This window comes from Ruegeria sp. ABF4_144, from assembly GCF_056160045.1.
In genome coordinates, this window is record NZ_JBSWWK010000001.1 from 2,680,933 (window position 1) to 2,699,288 (window position 18,356).

Genomic DNA, 18,356 nt, shown 5'->3' on the forward strand with positions numbered 1-18,356 from the left:
TTCAAGCCTGATCGGCTTGCCAGATATCAGATTGGCTGAAGTTGTGGCCGGCAGGACATAGAAAACTCACTCGTTCAACCGTTTAAGCCGTGCTGTAACGGACAGTCCGTGCGCCTCGAGGCTTTCGGATTGCGCCAGTTGCTCGGCCGCAGGGCCAATGGCGCGCAGCGCTTCGGGCGTCATCTGGCTGAGCGTGGTGCGTTTGAGAAAATCCATGACGCTGAGGCCGGAAGAAAACCGGGCCGACCGCGCTGTGGGCAGCACATGGTTGGGGCCGCCGACATAATCACCAATGGCCTCGGGCGTGTACTGGCCCAAAAAGATCGCTCCGGCATGGACAGTTTTCTGGCTCAGCGCCACCGGGTCAGCGACGCACAGTTCCAAGTGTTCCGGGGCGATGCGGTTCGACAGCGCCGCGGCTTCATCCAGATCCAGCACGGTGATCACCGCGCCGAAATCGCGCCAGCTGGCCCCGGCAATGGCACGGCGTTGCAAGGTTTCCAGACGTTTCTCGACGGCCTCTGCCACCGCTTGACCGAAACCGGCATCATCGGTGATCAGGATCGACTGCGCGCTTTCGTCATGCTCGGCCTGGCTAAGCAGGTCCAGCGCGATCCAGTCGGGATCGTTGTCCTTGTCCGCAATCACAAGGATTTCGGACGGTCCGGCAATCATGTCGATTCCAACCTTGCCAAACACCCGACGTTTAGCGGCGGCCACAAAAGCGTTGCCGGGACCAGTAATCTTGTCCACTGGCGCGACGGTCTCGGTTCCGTAAGCCAGCGCCGCAATCGCCTGAGCGCCGCCAATGCGATAGATCGTATCCACGCCCGACAATTGCGCCGCCAGCAGGACTAGAGGGTTCGCTTGCCCGTCCGGCGTGGGCACCGCAATGGCCAGCCGCTCGACCCCCGCCACCTTCGCCGGAATCGCATTCATTAGAACCGAAGACGGGTATGAGGCCAGGCCGCCCGGCACGTAAAGCCCCGCCGCCGAGACTGCCGACCAACGCCAGCCCAGCTTTGCCCCGGTGACTTCGGTCCACTGTTGATCCTCGGGCATCTGCTTTTCGTGATAGGCGCGGATGCGTTCCGCAGCCAGTTCCAGCGCGGCACGGTCAGCGTCAGAGACCTGTGCGACCGCCTCAGCAATTTCATCGGCGGAAAAGGCTAACGTGTCAGGCGTCAATTCCATCCGGTCGAACTTGGCCGTCAGCTCAATGACTGCGGCATCGCCCCGGGCACGCACATCCTCGATGATCTCTGCGACGACGGCATCGACATCCGGGCTGTCTTCGCGCTTTGCCGACAACAGCGTCTGAAAGGCGGCTTCAAACTCGGGCGATGAAGAATCAAGGAAAACGGGCATGGTCTGGCTCTCCGGGGCGTTTCATCGGGACATATCGCCGGGATGGGCTGGCCTCAACCCTTCTCGGCAGGGTGCAGCGATTTGCGCATGGCATAACAGGAAACGTCACCGCGTGCCCCGCATTGCCCGGTGGGCTGCCAGCCGTGCCGACGGTAGAAGGCTTGCGCCGTTTGCGTCGCCTCAAGCTGGGCTTCTGTATGGCCCGAAGCGGTCAGTTCCTGTTCCAGCCGATGCAACAAGGCCGACCCGATGCCATGCCCGGTATAATCCGGATCGAGGTAGAGCAGCGTGATCTCATTGTCGCGCAGCCCACCCACGGCGGCCACCTGACCCGAACGTTCGGCAATCCATATCTGCGCACCGCCCTTGATCCAGCCGCGGATCGTTTCCGGATCTTTGTTCGCCGTCCATTTCGCAACGGCCTTCGGGTCACCCTTATGATCCGCATGACAGAGCTGGGTGATCGACCGGATCAGAACTCGGCTCAAATCGAACACGTCAAACACAGTTGCACGGCGCAACTCCAGACCCGCCGAAGGTCCAGAGAAAGCCTGCGATATGCCGCGCTTATTCTGGATGGTGTGGGGCCTGGCCCGACGGGGCCTGATAGGGGCGGGTCACATCCTTAAGCGTGGCGTCAATCGCCTCGACCGTCAGACGGATCGCGCCGTCCCCTGCCAACGTCAGGATAATTTGACCAGCGCCGTCTTCGCCCGATTCGAAATCGACCGACAGCAAGGACATCACCATGTCCTTTTCGCTGCGGTCGACACCCTGACTGGCCACCGATAGCACCGAATCGAACACCAGAACCGATTGCACCCGCTCGAACGCACGCCCCCGTTGAGTGGCGGCGTCTTTGTCTTCCCAGCGGAAGCGGTTCAGCAGCAGGCCGAACCGGCGCTGCGATGGTTGCCATGTGATCTCGGTCGCCGGAAATACGGCATCCTGCGTCAGGGTCGAGATCACCTGCAGGTCATCTCCGTCCTCGGCACCCAGGTTCAGCGGGGCCTCGCGCCCGTCGTGAAAACTTGCGTCTGTCATTGGCCCTTGATCCGTTCGATTTTAGCACCCACGCCTTCCAGCTTGCGTACCACATGTTCATATCCGCGATCCAAATGATAGACCCGGCTGACCGTGGTTTCCCCTTCGGCTGCCAGCCCCGCCAGAATCAGCGAGACCGAGGCTCGCAGATCTGTCGCCATCACCGGCGCACCCTTCAATTGCTCTACACCGGTGACCGTAGCCGTGCCACCGTGCACTTCGATATCCGCACCCATGCGCACCAGTTCCGGTGCGTGCATGAAGCGATTCTCAAAAATACGCTCTTCCAGAACCGAGGTGCCCTCTGCCGTACACATCAGCGCCATCATCTGCGCCTGCAGGTCGGTCGGAAAACCCGGGAACGGTTCGGTGATTACGTCCACCGCGCGTACGCGCCCATTCTTGCGGGCGACTTTCAGCCCTTCCTTGGTTTCAGAAACGCTGATCCCTGCCGCATCCAGTTTTTCAGCGAAGGATTCGACAAGGCGCATCCGCCCGCCCAGCAGCTCAACCTCACCTCCACAGATGGCTGGAGCCAGCATGTATGTACCCAACTCGATCCGGTCGGTCACAACCTGATGGGTCGCACCATGCAGACGATCAACGCCCTGAATTTCGATAGTCGAAGTTCCCTCGCCCGAAATCTGCGCGCCCATCTTGCGCAGGCATTCGACCAGATCGACGATCTCGGGCTCGCGCGCGGCGTTCTTCAGAACCGTGGTGCCCTTGGCCAACGTGGCCGCCATAACGATGTTTTCAGTTGCACCGACGGAAGCAAAGCGCATCTCATGCACCGCGCCCTTCAATCCACCCGGCGCCTTGGCGTGCAGGTAGCCGTCTTTAAGCTCAATCTCAGCGCCCAGCGCCTCTAGCCCCTCAACGTGCAGGTCCATCGGTCGCGCACCAATCGCACAGCCACCGGGCAACGAGACGACGGCCTCTCCAAACCGGGCCAACAACGGACCAAGCACCAGGTTGGAGGCGCGCATTTTACGCACGATCTCATAATCCGCAGTATGGCTGGTCAGGTCGTGACTGGACATCGCCAGCACCTGCCCATCCTGCAACGAAGACACTTCAGCGCCCAGAGATTGCAGCAGGGCGGTCATGGTCTTGATGTCGCTCAGCCGTGGCGCGTTGGTCAGCGTCAGCGGTTCTTCGCTTAACAAGGTTGCGGGCATCAGCGTCAGACACGCGTTCTTGGCCCCCGCAATCGGTATTTGACCGTTCAGCGGCCCGTTGCCCGTAACCAGAATCGAATCCATCTGCTCTTATCCCTCATCCTTATCGGCTTTGTCGGTTTGGGTCGCGCGCGCCTTGGCCTGCGCCTTGCGCCGCGCCATATTCGCTTTCAGCGCCGCCTTCAGCCGCTCTTCGCGCTCATCACCAGATCTGCCGTGTTTTTTTGGTGTATTTCTGTCTGCCATAATCTTTCTCTACAGGAGGCGAAAAAAACCGTCCAGACACCCTTGCGCCCCGTTTCGTTTGAGTCTAATCACCCGCCCACAGTGCTGCTGTAGCTCAGAGGTAGAGCACTCCCTTGGTAAGGGAGAGGTCGAGAGTTCAATTCTCTCCAGCAGCACCAGGTTTCACCCGCACGCTCCAGTTCGACCTCAACTCGCCCGTTTGCGTTTTTAGCTCGTTTGATGAAAACCCAATGAGCTATTAGGGCTGCACACAGGTCAGTCGCTGACTAAATGCAGTGCTAAAGGCCTTCAGATTTGCCTTTTTAAGAATCTGGTGGGGATATTGCCCGCAGCAAAATTGCCGCAACTGATATAAAACGTCAGGGCTACAAAAAATCTGCCTCAGACCACGAGCCTTGTTTTCAGATCACCCAGATGGGCCCCGAAACGTGAACACCAGGATCACTTTTCCGACGGATCGCTTTCGGCATAATCCCGCAAGCGCTCGACATTGGCGATCACCGCGTGGTTGCGGTTGATCTTTACACCGACGGTTTTGAGTCGCGAAAAGGCGCGGCTCAGACTTTCTGGTTTCATCCCCAGACGCCCTGCGATCAGCATCTTGTCATAGGGCAGTTCCACGTCGCAGGCATCGGCCTCGGTATCGCATAGGCCCAACAAGAATTCTGCCACCCGTTGCGCACCCGTCTGCGCCTTAAGCTGCTCCAACTGCGCCACCAGCGCATGCAGATGGGTAAAGGTCGAGGCCAAGATCGACACGCCAATCTCGGGATCTTCCTTCATCAGCGAAAGCAATACAGGACTGGGGATATGCATGATCTCGCAGGCCGACACGGCCTCGGCAGATACGGGGTATGGGACATTCCGCAGCGCGACCGCCTCGCCAAAACTTTCGCCGCGGGTAAAGACACTCACCACGGCCTCTGCCCCGGTCGGCGACATGCGGAACAACTTGACCCACCCCGCCAGCACAACATGCACGGCCTTGGCCTCTTCTTCCTGCAGGAAGATCGTCTCGCCGCGATCATAGCTGCGCCAGATTGCATGGCTGAGCAGAGTATCGACATGCTGCTCCGGCAAGCTTTTGAGCAGGAGCGATTGCCGTGCGATTGCTTTTTGCGCTTCGTGAGCCAAGAAGGTTCCCCTTTTCCCTAGTCGATCTTCTGACCGGTACATCCTTCAATCTCAGGCTATGCCAAAGCTCTGCCCAACGCACCAGTCTTTTCGGGTCAACTTGACAATTGTCATGTTGCGACAGCCGCGACACGCATAACTTCACTCCAAAGCCAGTATTCCGGGGAGCCAGAAAGATGGACTACGAGCGATTTTTCAGCCACAGCCTCGATAGTTTGCGGGAAGAAGGAAACTATCGTGTCTTCATCGACCTGCAACGCCGATGCGGGTCCTTCCCAAACGCGCGCCAAACCGATGGTCAAGTGCAGCGGGACGTGCGCATCTGGTGCTCGAACGACTATCTGGGAATGGGGCAGCACCCTGCTGTGATCTCGGCCATGCACGATGCGCTGGACCGCTGCGGCGCAGGCGCAGGTGGCACGCGGAATATCTCGGGCACCACCCATGATCACGTACTGCTTGAGGCTGAACTAGCCGATTTGCACGGCAAAGAAGCCGCGCTGTTGTTTACCTCGGGATATGTTTCGAACTGGGCAGCCCTCGGCACGCTCGCGTCGAAAATCCCGGGATTGATTGTGTTTTCAGATGCTCTGAACCACGCCTCGATGATCGAAGGCATCCGCCACTCACGCGCCCAAAAGGTCATCTGGAAACACAACGATCTTGAGGATCTTGAGGCGAAACTGGCCGCCGCCGATCCCAATGCGCCAAAGATGATCGCTTTTGAGTCGGTCTATTCCATGGACGGCGACATCGCCCCGATCAAAGAGATTTGCGATCTGGCCGACAAATACGGCGCCATGACCTATCTGGACGAGGTTCACGCCGTTGGCCTTTATGGCCCGCGCGGCGGCGGCATTGCCGAACGCGAAGGTTTGATGGACCGGCTGACCGTTATCGAAGGCACGCTGGGCAAAGCATTCGGTGTGGTTGGTGGCTATATCGCTGCTTCGGCAGCGCTATGTGATTTCGTGCGCAGCTTTGCCAGCGGGTTCATCTTTACCACCGCCCTGCCCCCATCGATTGCCGCTGGCGCTGCGGCCTCGATCCGGCATCTGAAACAGTCGAACGCAGAACGCGATTTGCAAAAGGCCCGCGTGGCGCAGGTTCGTGCCCGGCTAGACGCCGAAGGCATTCCGCATCTGCCCAACCCCAGCCACATTATTCCGGTGATGGTCGGCGATCCGGTGAAGTGCAAATTCATCTCGGACACGCTGTTGGAGGAATTCGGCATCTACATCCAGCCGATCAACTACCCCACCGTTCCCAAAGGGACTGAACGTCTGCGGATCACGCCGTCCCCGGTTCACACCGATGCCGATGTCGACCATCTGGTAAATGCGCTTTCGGCTCTTTGGCAACGGTGCCAGATTGCGCGGATGCCGATGGCCGCCCAATAACCTAAGCGCCCCTCGCTTGGAAAACTGCCGCCCGTACAGGGCGGCTTTTTTTCTTTTCAGATCAAGTAGAGGCCAAAAATCACCACGGCAAACCCGGTCAGTACCATGGTGAAACCACGCAGCCAGGACGGGCTGTGCGCTAGGTCCAAATACCGGGCAAGGATTATCCGGGATTTGGCCAATGCGAGGCTCAGAATCCCTCCGCCCAAAAGCTCTGGGGGCAACGGCATCATCGTCAGCCCCGCCGATCCTAGGCTAAGCGCCAATAGGGCGAGCCAAGCCCGCGTGAGAGTATTATTGGTCATTCCCCTCATCCCAACAAGTAGATCACGGGAAACAGCATGATCCAGACCAGATCGACCATGTGCCAGAACTGGGCACCCGCTTCGATATTGCGGGGCTCATCCCGCCACGCGACCAGCAGCAGGATGCCCACACCGGCCAACACGTGTGCCGCGTGAAAGCCCGTCAGCAGGTAGTAGAACAGAAAAAACGGATGTGTTTCGTAGCTGATCCCCTGCGCCGCTTTATCTGCATATTCCGTTCCCTTGATGATCAGAAACATCACACCCAGCAGGGCTGCTCCGATTAAGGCCAGACGTGCCGTTCCGCGCTGCGCTGTCTGCCGCCAGTGCAGTGCCTGCGCGGCCAGATAGCCAGACGTAACCAGAACGGCGGTATTGAAGGCAGCCCCCGTGCGGTGCAGATGCGACTGCGCCTCGGCAAAGCCTGCTGGGTCCGTTAGGCGCACGCCCACAAAGGCGATCATCCCGGCGCCGAACACCAGCAGCTCCGAGATAATCAGAACCCACATCAGCAACTCGCCCGGAAGCTCGTCGATGAGAGAGGTATCGCTCATGCGCCGACCAGTTGGCGATAGATCTGCGGCAGAGCCATCGTTAGGCGATGCGGGTCTGGGATAACGGCGAACCCACCCTGCCCGAACATGCGCGGGAACCAGCTTTTGCCGGTCTTGTCGATGGTGACGCCAAATACCGATTGCCCGGCCCGACGGGCTTCGAGAACGGCTTGCCGTGTGTCTTCGATGCCGTGTCGACCCTCGTAGTGGTCCAGATCGTTGGGTTTACCGTCGGTGATCACCAACAACAAACGACGTTTGCGGGATTGCTTGGCCAGATCAGCAGAGCAATGGCGGATTGCGGCCCCCAGTCGTGTGTAATGTCCGGGACGCAGCGAGGCGATACGCTGTTCGACCGTGCCGCCCATCGGCTCATCAAATCGTTTGCAACGCTGCACATAGACCCGCTGACGTTTCAGCGAGCTGAAGGCGTGGATCGCGAAATCGTCTCCACAGGCGTTCAGGCCCCAAGCCAGTGCGGCCAAGGCCTCACGTTCAATGTCGATCACAGCGCGGCCCGTTACGGCGCTTTCAGTGGACCGGCTGACATCCAGCACGATCGAAACAGCCAGATCACGCGCCACGGGGCGGGATTGCATCCAGACACGCTCGTTGCCTTCGCCGTTCGCCATCCTGTCGGTCTCGGCGCGTACGGCGGCTTCGATATCCAGCTGATCACCATCCAGATGGCCGCGTGTCATGACACGGCCGGGGCGCAAGGCCTCGAACTGGCGCTTGACTGCACGGATACGGCGGGCGGTGGCGGGGTCTTTGCCGAACTCGGCGGCATCTTCGCGGATATCAGCATCCGACAGCAGAACATTCACGTGGTCCGGCAGATATTGCCCGGTGCGCACATCCCATTCGGGATAGAGGATGCGGCCAGAAAGACGCTCTCGGTTCACATCCTCTGGCGCAAGGTCCAGATGCAGCTTCAGCTTGGTGGGCGGCGCTTTGGAGATCTGACCCAACCCGATCTCTTCCTGATCGTCTGCAGCCTTTTTGGCGTTGTCGGGGTCGTCGTCGTCAACCCGGCGGTTGAGGTTCAGGAACTCGGCCCAGCTGAGGATCGCTTCGAACTTGTGCAGGATGAAACTGTCACTGCGCTCGGCCTGATCGGACTTGCGGCGGCGGGCGCGGTGGGTTTTCTCGCCTGACTCCTCAGGCTCGCCTTCGGTGTCGGGATTCTCAACCTCGGTATGTTCGGAGAAGCCCACGGCGCGCAATTCCGGCCACAGGGAAACCGGGCGGAAATGCTGATAGCCGCGCGGGGCCGAAATCTCGGCATCCATTTCAAGGAGCAATTTGGCACGGTCGGACAACGGATCGGGATCTCCCAGCATATGCCGGACAATACCTTCCACCGCCGCCTCAGCCGGGGGCAGATCAGGGACGCTGCGCTGGTGCAGCAGCCCCTTGCACAACTCTACATACAACGGGCGCAGACCCGGGGCGTCTTCCAGCGTGGCATCGACCATCGCCTGAGCCGCAGTCAGCGCGCGCAGGTCGGCATGCAACGGGTCATCGTCGTCAATTCGGGTTCCGGCATGCGCTGCCGCCGCAGCCAGCCAGACAAAAAGTGCGCCGTTTGCTTCGCGCGCGGGAAAAACGGCCAACCGGTCCGGCAGGCGCAAAACCTCACCATCAAATGAGGCACGCGGCATCAGTTCGACCTCGGTCGCCAACTTACGACGCCAACTCAGGCGGTGGCATGAAACCTCGGGCGAGACCGGGCGCAATTCAACGCCCGGACTACCCCCAAGCCCCCTAAAGAGGACTGCCAGCCGCCCCGCGACCTCTGAGAGGTCGACCGCGGCTCCAACATGCACCTCAGGTGCATCGAGGCGGCTGGCAAGGGTGTGCCACAGTTTCCCGATCGTTTCTTCGGGTTCCCATGGCTCAAAATCGATCCTGACCATCGGCGGGCCTCACCCAAAGACAGCCGTGACAAGATCGAGGAGCCCGCGTTTGATATCCTCGTCATCAGTCAGAGGTTCGATCATTGCGGCAAGGATGGCGCGTTCGGTCGACATGCCCTGTGCGATTAGTGTCGCGGCATAGACAACAAGACGGGTGGAAACGCCTTCCTCAAGATCCTGACCCTTGAGCCCGCGCAGCTTGTTCGCCAACCGGATCAGCGGCTTGCAGCGCTCCAGCGCCAGTCCGCTTTCCTGGGCGACAACTTCGGCTTCCATCTCGGGCGACGGAAAATCGAACTCCAGCGAAATAAAGCGCTGCCGGGTCGAGGGTTTAAGGGTTTTCAGGATGTTCTGGTATCCGGGGTTGTACGAGGCGACCAGCATGAAACCGGGCGCGGCCTCAAGCTCTTCGCCGGTGCGGTCGATCGGCAGGATGCGCCGGTCGTCGGTCAGCGGGTGCAGAACGACAGTGACGTCCTTGCGGGCCTCGACAACCTCATCAAGGTAGCAGATCGCGCCCTCCCGGACCGCGCGGGTCAGCGGGCCATCGACCCAGACAGTTTCTCCGCCTTTCAGCAGGTAGCGCCCGATCAGGTCGGCAGCGGCCAGATCGTCGTGACAGGCCACGGTATAAAGCGGGCGACCGAGTTTGGCGGCCATATGGGCGACAAAGCGGGTCTTGCCGCAGCCTGTCGGCCCTTTCAGCAGAACCGGCAGATCGTTGTTAAAGGCGGCGGTGAACACATCGCATTCATCGCTCTGGGGCAGGTAGAAGGGGGCGTTTGCCGCCCCCTCGTTTAGTTTTATGGAGCCGTCCATATCCATTACTCCGCAGGGGTTTCAGCAGCGCCGGATTCAATAACCTCTTTCCGGGGAACCCAGATCGAGTAGATGAACAGCAGCGCACCGAGGACTACGACAACACCAGAGCCGAGACGCATCCAGTAGAAGATCGCGATCTGGTCTTGCACGTCCATGAAATAGTCACCGACCACACGTTGCATGTGCGTTTGCACGGTTCCGCCGAAGGTCAGTACGAAGGTCATGAAGACCATGCCGCTGGTCATCAGCCAGAAGGAACCCATGTTCAGCACCTGATTGTACGGATCACGGTTTTTCAGGATCGGCATCGCATAGCTGAAAATCGCCAGATTGAGGCAGACATAGGCACCGTAGAAGGCCAGGTGTCCGTGCGCCGCGGTGATCTGCGTGCCATGGGTATAGTAGTTCACCCCGTGCAGCGTGTGCAGGAAGCCCCAGACACCGGCACCAAAGAAGGCAAGCGTGGCACAGCCCAGCGACCACAGCAGCGCGGCCTTGTTGGGGTGGTCACGACGACCTTTCCAGACCATGACGAAGGCAAAGGCCATCATCGCGAAGAACGGGATCACTTCGAGGCTCGAGAAGATCGAACCGATCCACTGCCAGTACGCAGGCGTACCGATCCAGTAATAGTGGTGACCTGTACCTAGGATGCCCGAGAACAGCGCGGCGGCGACGATGACATAGAGCCATTTTTCGACGATCTCACGGTCAACACCGGTCAACTTCAGCATCAGATAGGCCAGGATCGAGGCCATGATCAGTTCCCACACGCCTTCAACCCAAAGGTGGACGACATACCACCAGTATTGCTTGTCCAGGGCCAGGTTGCCCGGGTTGTAGAAGGCAAACAGGAACAGCAGCGCCAAGCCCCACAACCCCAACAGAAGGATGTTGGTGATCGCAGTCTTCTTGCCCTTCAGAACAGTCATCGACACGTTGTAAAGGAAGATCAGCGCAGCCACGACGATACCCGCCTTGACCCATTTCGGCTGCTCAAGGAACTCGCGCCCCTCTTTACCCAGCAGCCAGTTGCCTTCAAACAGGTTGAACACATAAGTCACAACCACGCCCAAAGTACCGACCACCAGAATGATTAGCTGCAGATAGGCCAGCTTCGTCGAATGAATCTCGCGTTCGGCCTCTTCCGGGATCAGGAAGTAAGCGGCGCCGAAGAAGCCCAGGATCAGCCAGACGATCAGCGAATTGGTGTGCAGCATCCGCACGATGTTGAACGGTAGAAGCTCACTCAGGAAGTTTGGGAATACATAGATCAGACCGGCCAGCAGACCGCCGATCACCTGTATCGCAAAGAGGGCCATTGCCACCGCAAAGTAGGCGTAGGCTATTTTTTGGGATTCGTATTTCATTGCTCCGTTCCCTTTCTCAGCCTGCCTCGTTGGGCGGCCAGCCCTGAGCGTCGATGTTGTCCGTCCAAATCAGGAAGTTGGTCAGGTCGCGGAGTTCTTCGTCGCTGAGGTTGAATTGTGGCATCTGCCGACGACCGGGAATGCCGGTCGGCTGCGCCTCCATCCAGCCTTTAAGGGATTCAAAGGCCGATTCCGGGTCGTCGAGGACGCCCCAGCGGGTCATTACATTCGCGACTTCGGGCGCAAAGTAGGCACCTTCACCCATGATCGTATGACAGTTGATACAGGCGTGTTTTTCCCAGACGTGTTTGCCCCGGACCACACTTTCATCGAGCTTTGCCGAGTTCTCGGAATTCACGATATACCAGTGGGAATGGGCCGACAGGGCCAGGAAGATGAGGATAAAGAACAGTGACCCGCCATAGAATATGTTGCGGGCCATGCTCTTGGTCATGACTTCTCGCATTGCGCTCTCCTTTGCGCAGATTAGCTAGTCTGAACACCATGGCGGCTGGGCCGTGGGGTCTCCTTAACGAAAGTCAAGACTGGCGGAAGTAATTGGAATTCATCCCGCCCGCGCCGCGCGGGGACCTGTCAGGGCGGGCCACATGGCGATCAGGTACAGAGCAAAGGCACAGACCCACAGACCGTCGGACAGCAGCATCGCCACCATGTAGCCTGCGTTCAATTCGGCCCCGACCCAGCGCGACAAAGCAGCCACGGCCATCAGCCCGTAGGCAACCACCATCGGCGCAGGCGCGATTAACGCGTGACCACTGTGGCCCAGCGCGGCGCGGCTCATGACCGCCAGAGTCATGCCACCTACACACCCGATGCCCAGAACGTGTAGGGCGGCGACCTCATTGCCCAGACCCAGTACTGACAGACCCCAGAGAACCAATCCCGCTGCCAGCATCCCAAGCCCAAGATGCAACGCCAGCAGAATCGGCTGCCGTGCGGCCCAGCGCGCGCGCCAGCGGGCCATGCGCAATACCTGCACCACGCCCAACACCAGCGCCGCCAGACCGACCACAGGCCCGACACCAAACACCAAAGAGCAAAGCGGCAGAATCAAGGCCAGAATCATTCCTGCCTTATCCAGGGCAGCGACCGACACCGGCCAATCCGCCTCGGGCACGCCCTCGCGCTTCATCGCATTGCGAGTAAAGGCAGGAGTGATGCGCCCTCCAAGAATGGAGATCATCGCACACAGGCTCAGCAGCCCAGCGCGCAGCCCGGTTTGCAACGTATCCGCCGTGATCCCCATCCATTCCAGATGAGTAAGCAGATCCGCGACCCAGATCAGGCTCAGCAACAGCAGGAAAATCATGTTCTGCGGTTTCGGGCGACGGATCAGCTGAGTCAGTATCTTGGCTGCCAGAACAGGAACAAACGCCAGATCGACCACTGCAACAAACGCAGGCGGCAGCATTCCTGAAAACCACATGGCCATTCGCCCCGCCAGCCACAGTCCGGCGGCCAGAGTAATGAAGCGCGCACGCGCCTCGGGGGCACCGGTCCAGTTGGGCACGGCCGTCAGAAAGAACCCGCCCAGCGCGGCGGTGGCATAACCAAAGATCATTTCATGCGCGTGCCACATCGGTGGCGTCATGCCGTAATCCGGCGCCATATAGGGCACGGCCAGCCATAGCCCCCAGACCAGGCCAACAAACAGGCCGTAAAGACCGGCGGACAGAAAGAAAACACGAAAACCCTCACCAAGAACACGGGTGACGATTGCGGGCATGGCTGCTCTCCTTGACGGTTTTCCAAGTCGTAGCAGCGCAACCGGACCGGCGACTTAACCAAAATCAAAACCGCGGAAAACATGTGCCTAATACTCAGATTTTCCCGAGGTTTTTTTGGCGTTTTTTCCAGTTGCCCACCCGAATTGCGCCCCTTGTGTTGACTTTCGTCAAGGAACACCAACGCGCGATATCTCACCCTTGGACCCGCCTCACCACGCAAATGGAGAGTGATCATGTCACTTGGAATCAGCTACAACAAAACTGGCCGCGCCTTTGGGGCCGGTTTGGCGATGCTGCTGGGCAGCGTCGCTGCACCAGCCTTCGCCGAAGAGCCAACCCTCAGCGAGGAAGCGTTTGAATCATCCAAACAGCTTTATTTCGAACAATGCGCAGGTTGTCACGGCGTTCTGCGTAAAGGTGCCACCGGGAAAAGTCTTGAACCGGTGGTCAAAACAAAGAGCGACGATGGTACCGTGACCGAATCCGGCACCCTGAAACTGGGGCAGGAACGCCTAGAAAAGATCATCGCCTGGGGGACCGAAGGCGGTATGAACAACTTCTCGGACATCATGACCGAGCAGGAAATCAAAGACATGGCGACTTACATCATGATGGAGCCGCCGAAACCGCCAGAAATGTCTTTGGAACAGATGAAGGCCACCCGTAAGGTCTATGTCGAAGAAGCCGACTACCCGACCGAGCCGCTGCACGGCCGCAACTGGGAGAACTTCTTTGTCGTCATCGAACGTGACGTAGGCAAGGTGGCCGTGATCGACGGCGACACCAAAGAAGTGCTGGCGCACATCCCGACCGGTTACGCGGTGCACGTTCTGAAAGCGTCCGAGCACCACAAACTGGAAGAGCCGGAAAACCCGGGCCGCTTCTGGTACACCATGGGCCGCGACGGCAAGATGACCAAGATCGACCTGTGGCAGAACCCCGAGAACATGCTCGTGGCCGAGGTCAAGATCGCCTATGACGCCCGCGACGTGGCCGTATCCGGTGATGGTAAGTACGTCATTGGTGGTGGTTACTGGCCGCCGCACTTTGCGATCGTCGACTCGCAGACTATGGAACCGGTCAAAGTCGTGTCCACACGCGGTGTGAACGTCGACGGGGACTATGTGGAAGAAGCCCGTGTGGCCGCTATCTACACCACCCCGAACGAGCCGACCTGGATTGTCGCCGTCAAAGAGCTCGGCCAGCTGTGGCAGGTCGACTATACCGACCTCGACAACCTGCGGATCGACAAGATCGACAGCGCTAAGTTCCTGCATGACGGGTTCTTTGACCCGACTGGCCGGTTCTTCCAGATCGCCGCAAACGCGTCGAACAAGATGGTCGTTGTCGACACCGAGACGCACAAGCTCGAAGCGATGATCGACACCGCTGCCCTGCCGCACCCCGGTCCAGGTGCGAACTGGATCGACCCGAATTGTGGCCCTGTGGCCGGTACAACTCACCTCGGCGTGGGCACCGTAACGGTCTGGGGTAACGATCCGGAAGGTCACCCGGATCAGGCGTGGAAAGTCTGCTACGAGACCGAAACCGACGGCCCCGGCCTGTTTGTTCGGACCCACCCGAACTCGGATTACATCTGGGCGGACCAGACCAAGCACCCCGAGCCTGAAATTCAGCAATCGGTGCAGGTCATCTCGAAAGAGACCGGCGAGATCGTGAAAACCATCCAGATCACCGAAGATGAAGGCAGCGCTGCTGTACACTTCGAGTTCAACGCGGATGGCACCGAGGTCTGGGTTTCCAAGTGGAATCTTTCGGACTCGAAAGAACCCAACGGCCAGATCGTGATCTTTGATGCCAAGACGCTGGAAGAAATCGGCCGCATCGACGGACTGTTTGCTCCGACCGGCAAGTTCAATGTCTACAACCGCTCGAACCACGTCACCTGACGGGTTTGAGACCAAAACCTGAAAGGGCGGGCCCCTCGCCCGCCCTTTCCTCGTTTGACAGTTCAGCCAAACACGCCCGCCCGACACACCGGGCCAGTCAATAAAGCCATAACGGAGCCCGGATATGACCTCCGAACCGGATAAAAAACCACCGATCTGGCGCCGGTATTTCCTGTGGGGAATGCCCGTGGCCGGCATCGCCGCGGCCTTTGTCGCCGGCATCATCTTCTGGGGCGGGTTCAACACCGCCATGGAAGCTACAAACACCAAGGATTTCTGCATCTCGTGCCACGAGATGCGCGATTTCGTCTATGAGGAATACACCGGCACGATCCACGACGTGAACCGGTCCGGCGTGGGTGCGGTCTGTTCCGACTGCCACGTGCCCAAGGACTGGACTCATAAGATCATCCGCAAGATCAAAGCGTCCAAAGAGCTGTACGGCAAGATGGTTGGCACCATCAACACCCGCGAAAAGTTCGAGGCCAAGCGCGTGCACCTGGCCATGAACGAGTGGGAACGGATGAAAGCCACCGACTCACGCGAATGCCGCAACTGTCACGATTTTGAATCGATGATGCCCGAGTTCCAGAAACCGCGCGCGCGTCAGCAACACCTGAACGCGATGGAGATCGGTCAGACCTGTATCGACTGTCACAAGGGTATTGCGCACTCGGACGCCCGTGACCGGGCCGACGAAGAGTATCTGGAAGAGCTTGAAGCCCCGAATCCGGACTTCATCCGCCCGATCCCAGCGGAATATCTGGCCAGCCTTGCCAAGATCGAAGCGCAGGAAGCCGCCGACGCAGAAGCTGAGAAAGCGGCCAAAACCGCGCAACAAGAGGCCGTTCAGGCCCAGATCGCAGCCGCTGTAGACGCAGCCGTTGCCGAAGAGCGCGCCAAGTCAAACGGTGAAGAAGCCGCAGCACCCACGGGTGGCGGTGGCGGCGAAGTCCCGGGCAACGTCGACTGGAATGCCGTCGCTAGTGCAGATCTGAAACTGTTCTACCCCGGTCAGGCTTCGTTTGAATGGGTGCAGAACGGCAAGTTCCACGGTGGTGCCCGTCCGCTGACCAAGGGCGGCGATCAGTGCTCGACCTGCCATGCCAAGGAACTGGATACGATCGGCAACAAGATTGTGGCCGGTGGTGATCTGGAACCGACGCCGATCCCCGGCAAGCGTGGTGTGATCGACGCAACCGTGCAAGCCGCGCATGACGACGAGAACCTGTATATCCGCATGCAATGGCCGGATGCGGGCCACAACCCTGCACCGTTTGTGGACGGTGGCAAGATGGACCCCGACAACCAGATCAAGGTTGCCATGATGATCACCGGCACCGGCATCGAACTGGGCGATCAGGTGGGCTGCTGGGCCTCGTGCCACGCCGACAACTCCTATATGCCCTTTGATCCGGGCGCAGAGGCGATTGCCGCCAACGGTGATGTATCGGACCGTCTGGCCACGCAGGACACGGTGACCAAGTACATCAGCGAAAGCCGGACCGAGGTCGAAGTCAAAGGCCGCCGCGGCAAGGCTCTGGGTGGTTGGGACAAGCTGCAGGCCGCTGAGCAGATCGAACAGTATCTGGCCGACGGCACCTATCTTGATCTGATGCGTGTCTATGCGGATGGCAGCGCCACCAACGGCTACCTGCTGGAACAGCGTGTGGTCAATGACGGTGAGATCGCCGCTTCGGCCGAGCTGTCCGGAGGCATGTGGACGGTGGTCTTTAGCCGCCCGCTGAACTCTGGCGCGCCCGGAGACGTACCGCTGGAGGCTGGCAAGACCTACACGGTCGGCTTTGCAATCCACGACGACTTTGCCGCCGCTCGGTTCCACCATGTGACGCTGAACACCAGCCTTGCGTTGGACGACGATGCAGCGAACATCAATGTGGTAAAACAATAAATGAAAGGGGCCGGATCATCCGGCCCCTTTTCCTTATGGAAAGGAGACATGGATAATGAAACCCCACCGCCTTCTTCCCGCGCTGCTGCTTCTGGCTGCGCCCGCCTGGGCCGATGAAACCGCCGATATCTGCACCGAGGCTGAAAGGCGCTACGTCGAGATGTTCGGCCAGCCGTCTTCCGCTGTCGAGGACGCCGAGGTGGTACTGATGTACAAATACAATTTCTGCCCCGGTGAGTTGACCGTAAAGGCAGGCACCACCGTGCGCTGGGTGAACGTGGACAAACGCACCAGCCATTCGGTTTTGCTGAAAGACGGCAGCGAGCCTGAAAGCGACCGGTTGTTCCCCGAGGAATCGGTCGATTTGACCTTCCTCACGCCCGGCCCGCAGGAATATCTGTGCGGGCCGCATTGGGAAACGCAGGACATGATCGGCATGATCACCGTTGAACCCTGAGCCGAGGCAAAAATACAGGCAAATCAAAGGAGCGCGGGAGCAAATCCCGCGCTCCTTAACTTATGTCAAGGAGGTTGGTTTAGGATTGCGCCAACTTGCCTTCATGACACGCCCGGTTCACCCAGCAACGTCCCCCATTCGCGCGTGGAAGCTGCCGACGAGTCCGGGTTCCGAAGACATTCAGAACAAGCGAGTTTGCACATGAGCGGTAAGGTTTTTCTGATTGGCGCTGGTCCCGGCGACCCCGAGCTGATGACCCTGCGCGCCCTGCGTATGTTGCAAGAGGCCGACGTGGTTGTCTACGACCGGCTGGTCTCGGACGACATCCTCGAACTCCATGCCGAAGGCGCGCGGCTGATCCCGGTCGGCAAGGCCCCCAAATGCCACACCGTTCCGCAGGATCGCATTAACGAAATCCTGAAAGAAGAGGCCTTGGCCGGTCACACTGTCGCGCGCTTGAAGGGCGGCGACCCGATGATCTTTGGCCGCGGCTCGGAAGAGGCCGCCTATCTGATGGCACACGGTGTCGCCGTTGAATACGCGCCGGGCATCACGGCAGCACAAGGGGCATCCTGTTCGACCGGTGTGCCGCTGACCCATCGCGGTCTGGCGACCTCGGTTCAATATGTCACCGGGCACCGGCAGGCCGACAAGGTGCTGGATCTGGACTGGAAACGCCTGGCCGATCCAGACTCGACCTTGGTGGTCTATATGGGCGTGGCCAATATCGGCCAGATCGCTATGGGCCTGATGACCGAGAACCTTCCCGGATCGACCCCCGTTCTGGCAGTGGGCAAAGCCACCACACCCGATGAAAGCCGCCTGATTTCTCGCTTGGATCAACTGGCGGCAGACGTCCGTAAAGCCGATCTGAAAGCACCAACCTTGTTCATCATTGGCAAGGTGGTGTCGCTTTATGCAGAACGGCCGCTGGCAGATTTGCTGGAACAGGCTCATGGCTAAGCTTGGTCAAAAGAGCCTGAGGC

18 protein-coding genes and 1 tRNA gene are annotated in these 18,356 nt (G+C 59.4%); 6 read left to right on the top strand and 13 right to left on the bottom strand.

The annotated features are described in order from the left end of the window. Positions 1 to 66: 66 nt before the first annotated feature. From hisD to ACXAGD_RS13425, 5 genes are read right to left on the bottom strand one after another with little or no spacing between them, the layout of a single operon-like run. A complete protein-coding gene (gene hisD / locus ACXAGD_RS13405; RefSeq protein WP_475211333.1) occupies positions 67 to 1,368 on the bottom strand; it encodes a histidinol dehydrogenase in 1,302 nt (433 codons plus the stop codon). A 53-nt stretch (positions 1,369 to 1,421) separates the two neighbouring features. After that, entirely contained in the window at positions 1,422 to 1,889 is a 468-nt protein-coding gene (locus ACXAGD_RS13410; RefSeq protein ID WP_475211335.1) for a GNAT family N-acetyltransferase, read from the bottom strand. A gap of 46 nt (positions 1,890 to 1,935) precedes the next feature. Continuing rightward, entirely contained in the window at positions 1,936 to 2,412 is a 477-nt protein-coding gene (locus ACXAGD_RS13415; RefSeq protein ID WP_475211336.1) for a DUF2948 family protein, read from the bottom strand. Further along, complete coding sequence (gene murA, locus ACXAGD_RS13420) at positions 2,409 to 3,677, bottom strand: UDP-N-acetylglucosamine 1-carboxyvinyltransferase (RefSeq protein WP_475211338.1); 1,269 nt, start codon at positions 3,675 to 3,677, stop codon at positions 2,409 to 2,411. The genes ACXAGD_RS13415 and murA overlap by 4 nt, the downstream gene beginning before the upstream one ends. 6 nt (positions 3,678 to 3,683) lie before the next feature. Then, entirely contained in the window at positions 3,684 to 3,839 is a 156-nt protein-coding gene (locus ACXAGD_RS13425) for a hypothetical protein (protein ID WP_475211340.1), read from the bottom strand. 83 nt (positions 3,840 to 3,922) lie between these two features. Here ACXAGD_RS13425 and ACXAGD_RS13430 point away from each other — a divergent pair. Beyond that, positions 3,923 to 3,997, top strand: a tRNA-Thr gene (locus ACXAGD_RS13430). Positions 3,998 to 4,280: 283 nt separating this feature from the next. Here ACXAGD_RS13430 and ACXAGD_RS13435 read toward each other — a convergent pair. Continuing rightward, positions 4,281 to 4,973, bottom strand: a complete 693-nt coding sequence (locus ACXAGD_RS13435; RefSeq protein WP_475211343.1) for a Crp/Fnr family transcriptional regulator — start codon at positions 4,971 to 4,973, stop codon at positions 4,281 to 4,283. Positions 4,974 to 5,149: 176 nt separating this feature from the next. Here ACXAGD_RS13435 and hemA point away from each other — a divergent pair, with 176 nt between their 5' ends. Beyond that, positions 5,150 to 6,373 (top strand): 5-aminolevulinate synthase, encoded by a 1,224-nt coding sequence (gene hemA / locus ACXAGD_RS13440; protein WP_475211345.1) that lies wholly within the window; start codon positions 5,150 to 5,152, stop codon positions 6,371 to 6,373. 56 nt (positions 6,374 to 6,429) lie between these two features. Here the strand turns inward: hemA and ACXAGD_RS13445 are convergent, their stop codons facing one another. The 7 genes from ACXAGD_RS13445 to ACXAGD_RS13475 all read right to left on the bottom strand — a co-directional run bounded on the left by ACXAGD_RS13445 (position 6,430) and on the right by ACXAGD_RS13475 (position 13,090). Then, on the bottom strand, positions 6,430 to 6,678 hold the full coding sequence (locus tag ACXAGD_RS13445; protein WP_475211348.1) for a cytochrome C oxidase subunit IV family protein: 249 nt from the start codon (positions 6,676 to 6,678) through the stop codon (positions 6,430 to 6,432). A gap of 5 nt (positions 6,679 to 6,683) precedes the next feature. After that, positions 6,684 to 7,232: a cytochrome c oxidase subunit 3 gene (locus ACXAGD_RS13450; protein ID WP_475211351.1), complete on the bottom strand. Its 549-nt coding sequence runs from the start codon at positions 7,230 to 7,232 to the stop codon at positions 6,684 to 6,686. After that, on the bottom strand, positions 7,229 to 9,151 hold the full coding sequence (locus ACXAGD_RS13455) for a nitric oxide reductase activation protein NorD (protein WP_475211352.1): 1,923 nt from the start codon (positions 9,149 to 9,151) through the stop codon (positions 7,229 to 7,231). The genes ACXAGD_RS13450 and ACXAGD_RS13455 overlap by 4 nt, the downstream gene beginning before the upstream one ends. A 9-nt stretch (positions 9,152 to 9,160) precedes the next feature. Continuing rightward, positions 9,161 to 9,970 (bottom strand): AAA family ATPase, encoded by an 810-nt coding sequence (locus ACXAGD_RS13460; RefSeq protein WP_475211355.1) that lies wholly within the window; start codon positions 9,968 to 9,970, stop codon positions 9,161 to 9,163. Positions 9,971 to 9,975: 5 nt separating this feature from the next. Beyond that, entirely contained in the window at positions 9,976 to 11,343 is a 1,368-nt protein-coding gene (locus ACXAGD_RS13465) for a cbb3-type cytochrome c oxidase subunit I (RefSeq protein WP_475211357.1), read from the bottom strand. 16 nt (positions 11,344 to 11,359) lie between these two features. After that, positions 11,360 to 11,809 carry a c-type cytochrome gene (locus ACXAGD_RS13470; protein WP_170332381.1) on the bottom strand — a complete coding sequence of 150 codons (450 nt, stop codon included), beginning with the start codon at positions 11,807 to 11,809 and terminating at the stop codon, positions 11,360 to 11,362. A 99-nt stretch (positions 11,810 to 11,908) separates the two neighbouring features. Beyond that, on the bottom strand, positions 11,909 to 13,090 hold the full coding sequence (locus tag ACXAGD_RS13475; protein ID WP_475211358.1) for an NnrS family protein: 1,182 nt from the start codon (positions 13,088 to 13,090) through the stop codon (positions 11,909 to 11,911). 234 nt (positions 13,091 to 13,324) lie between these two features. Here ACXAGD_RS13475 and ACXAGD_RS13480 point away from each other — a divergent pair, with 234 nt between their 5' ends. The 4 genes from ACXAGD_RS13480 to cobA all read left to right on the top strand — a co-directional run bounded on the left by ACXAGD_RS13480 (position 13,325) and on the right by cobA (position 18,333). After that, positions 13,325 to 15,001 carry a cytochrome D1 domain-containing protein gene (locus ACXAGD_RS13480; RefSeq protein WP_475211360.1) on the top strand — a complete coding sequence of 559 codons (1,677 nt, stop codon included), beginning with the start codon at positions 13,325 to 13,327 and terminating at the stop codon, positions 14,999 to 15,001. 124 nt (positions 15,002 to 15,125) lie between these two features. Beyond that, positions 15,126 to 16,913 carry a NapC/NirT family cytochrome c gene (locus ACXAGD_RS13485; protein ID WP_475211361.1) on the top strand — a complete coding sequence of 596 codons (1,788 nt, stop codon included), beginning with the start codon at positions 15,126 to 15,128 and terminating at the stop codon, positions 16,911 to 16,913. Between the two features lie 55 nt (positions 16,914 to 16,968). Next, complete coding sequence (locus tag ACXAGD_RS13490) at positions 16,969 to 17,370, top strand: cupredoxin domain-containing protein (protein ID WP_475211363.1); 402 nt, start codon at positions 16,969 to 16,971, stop codon at positions 17,368 to 17,370. A gap of 201 nt (positions 17,371 to 17,571) precedes the next feature. After that, entirely contained in the window at positions 17,572 to 18,333 is a 762-nt protein-coding gene (gene cobA, locus ACXAGD_RS13495) for a uroporphyrinogen-III C-methyltransferase (protein WP_475211366.1), read from the top strand. Positions 18,334 to 18,356 lie beyond the last annotated feature (23 nt).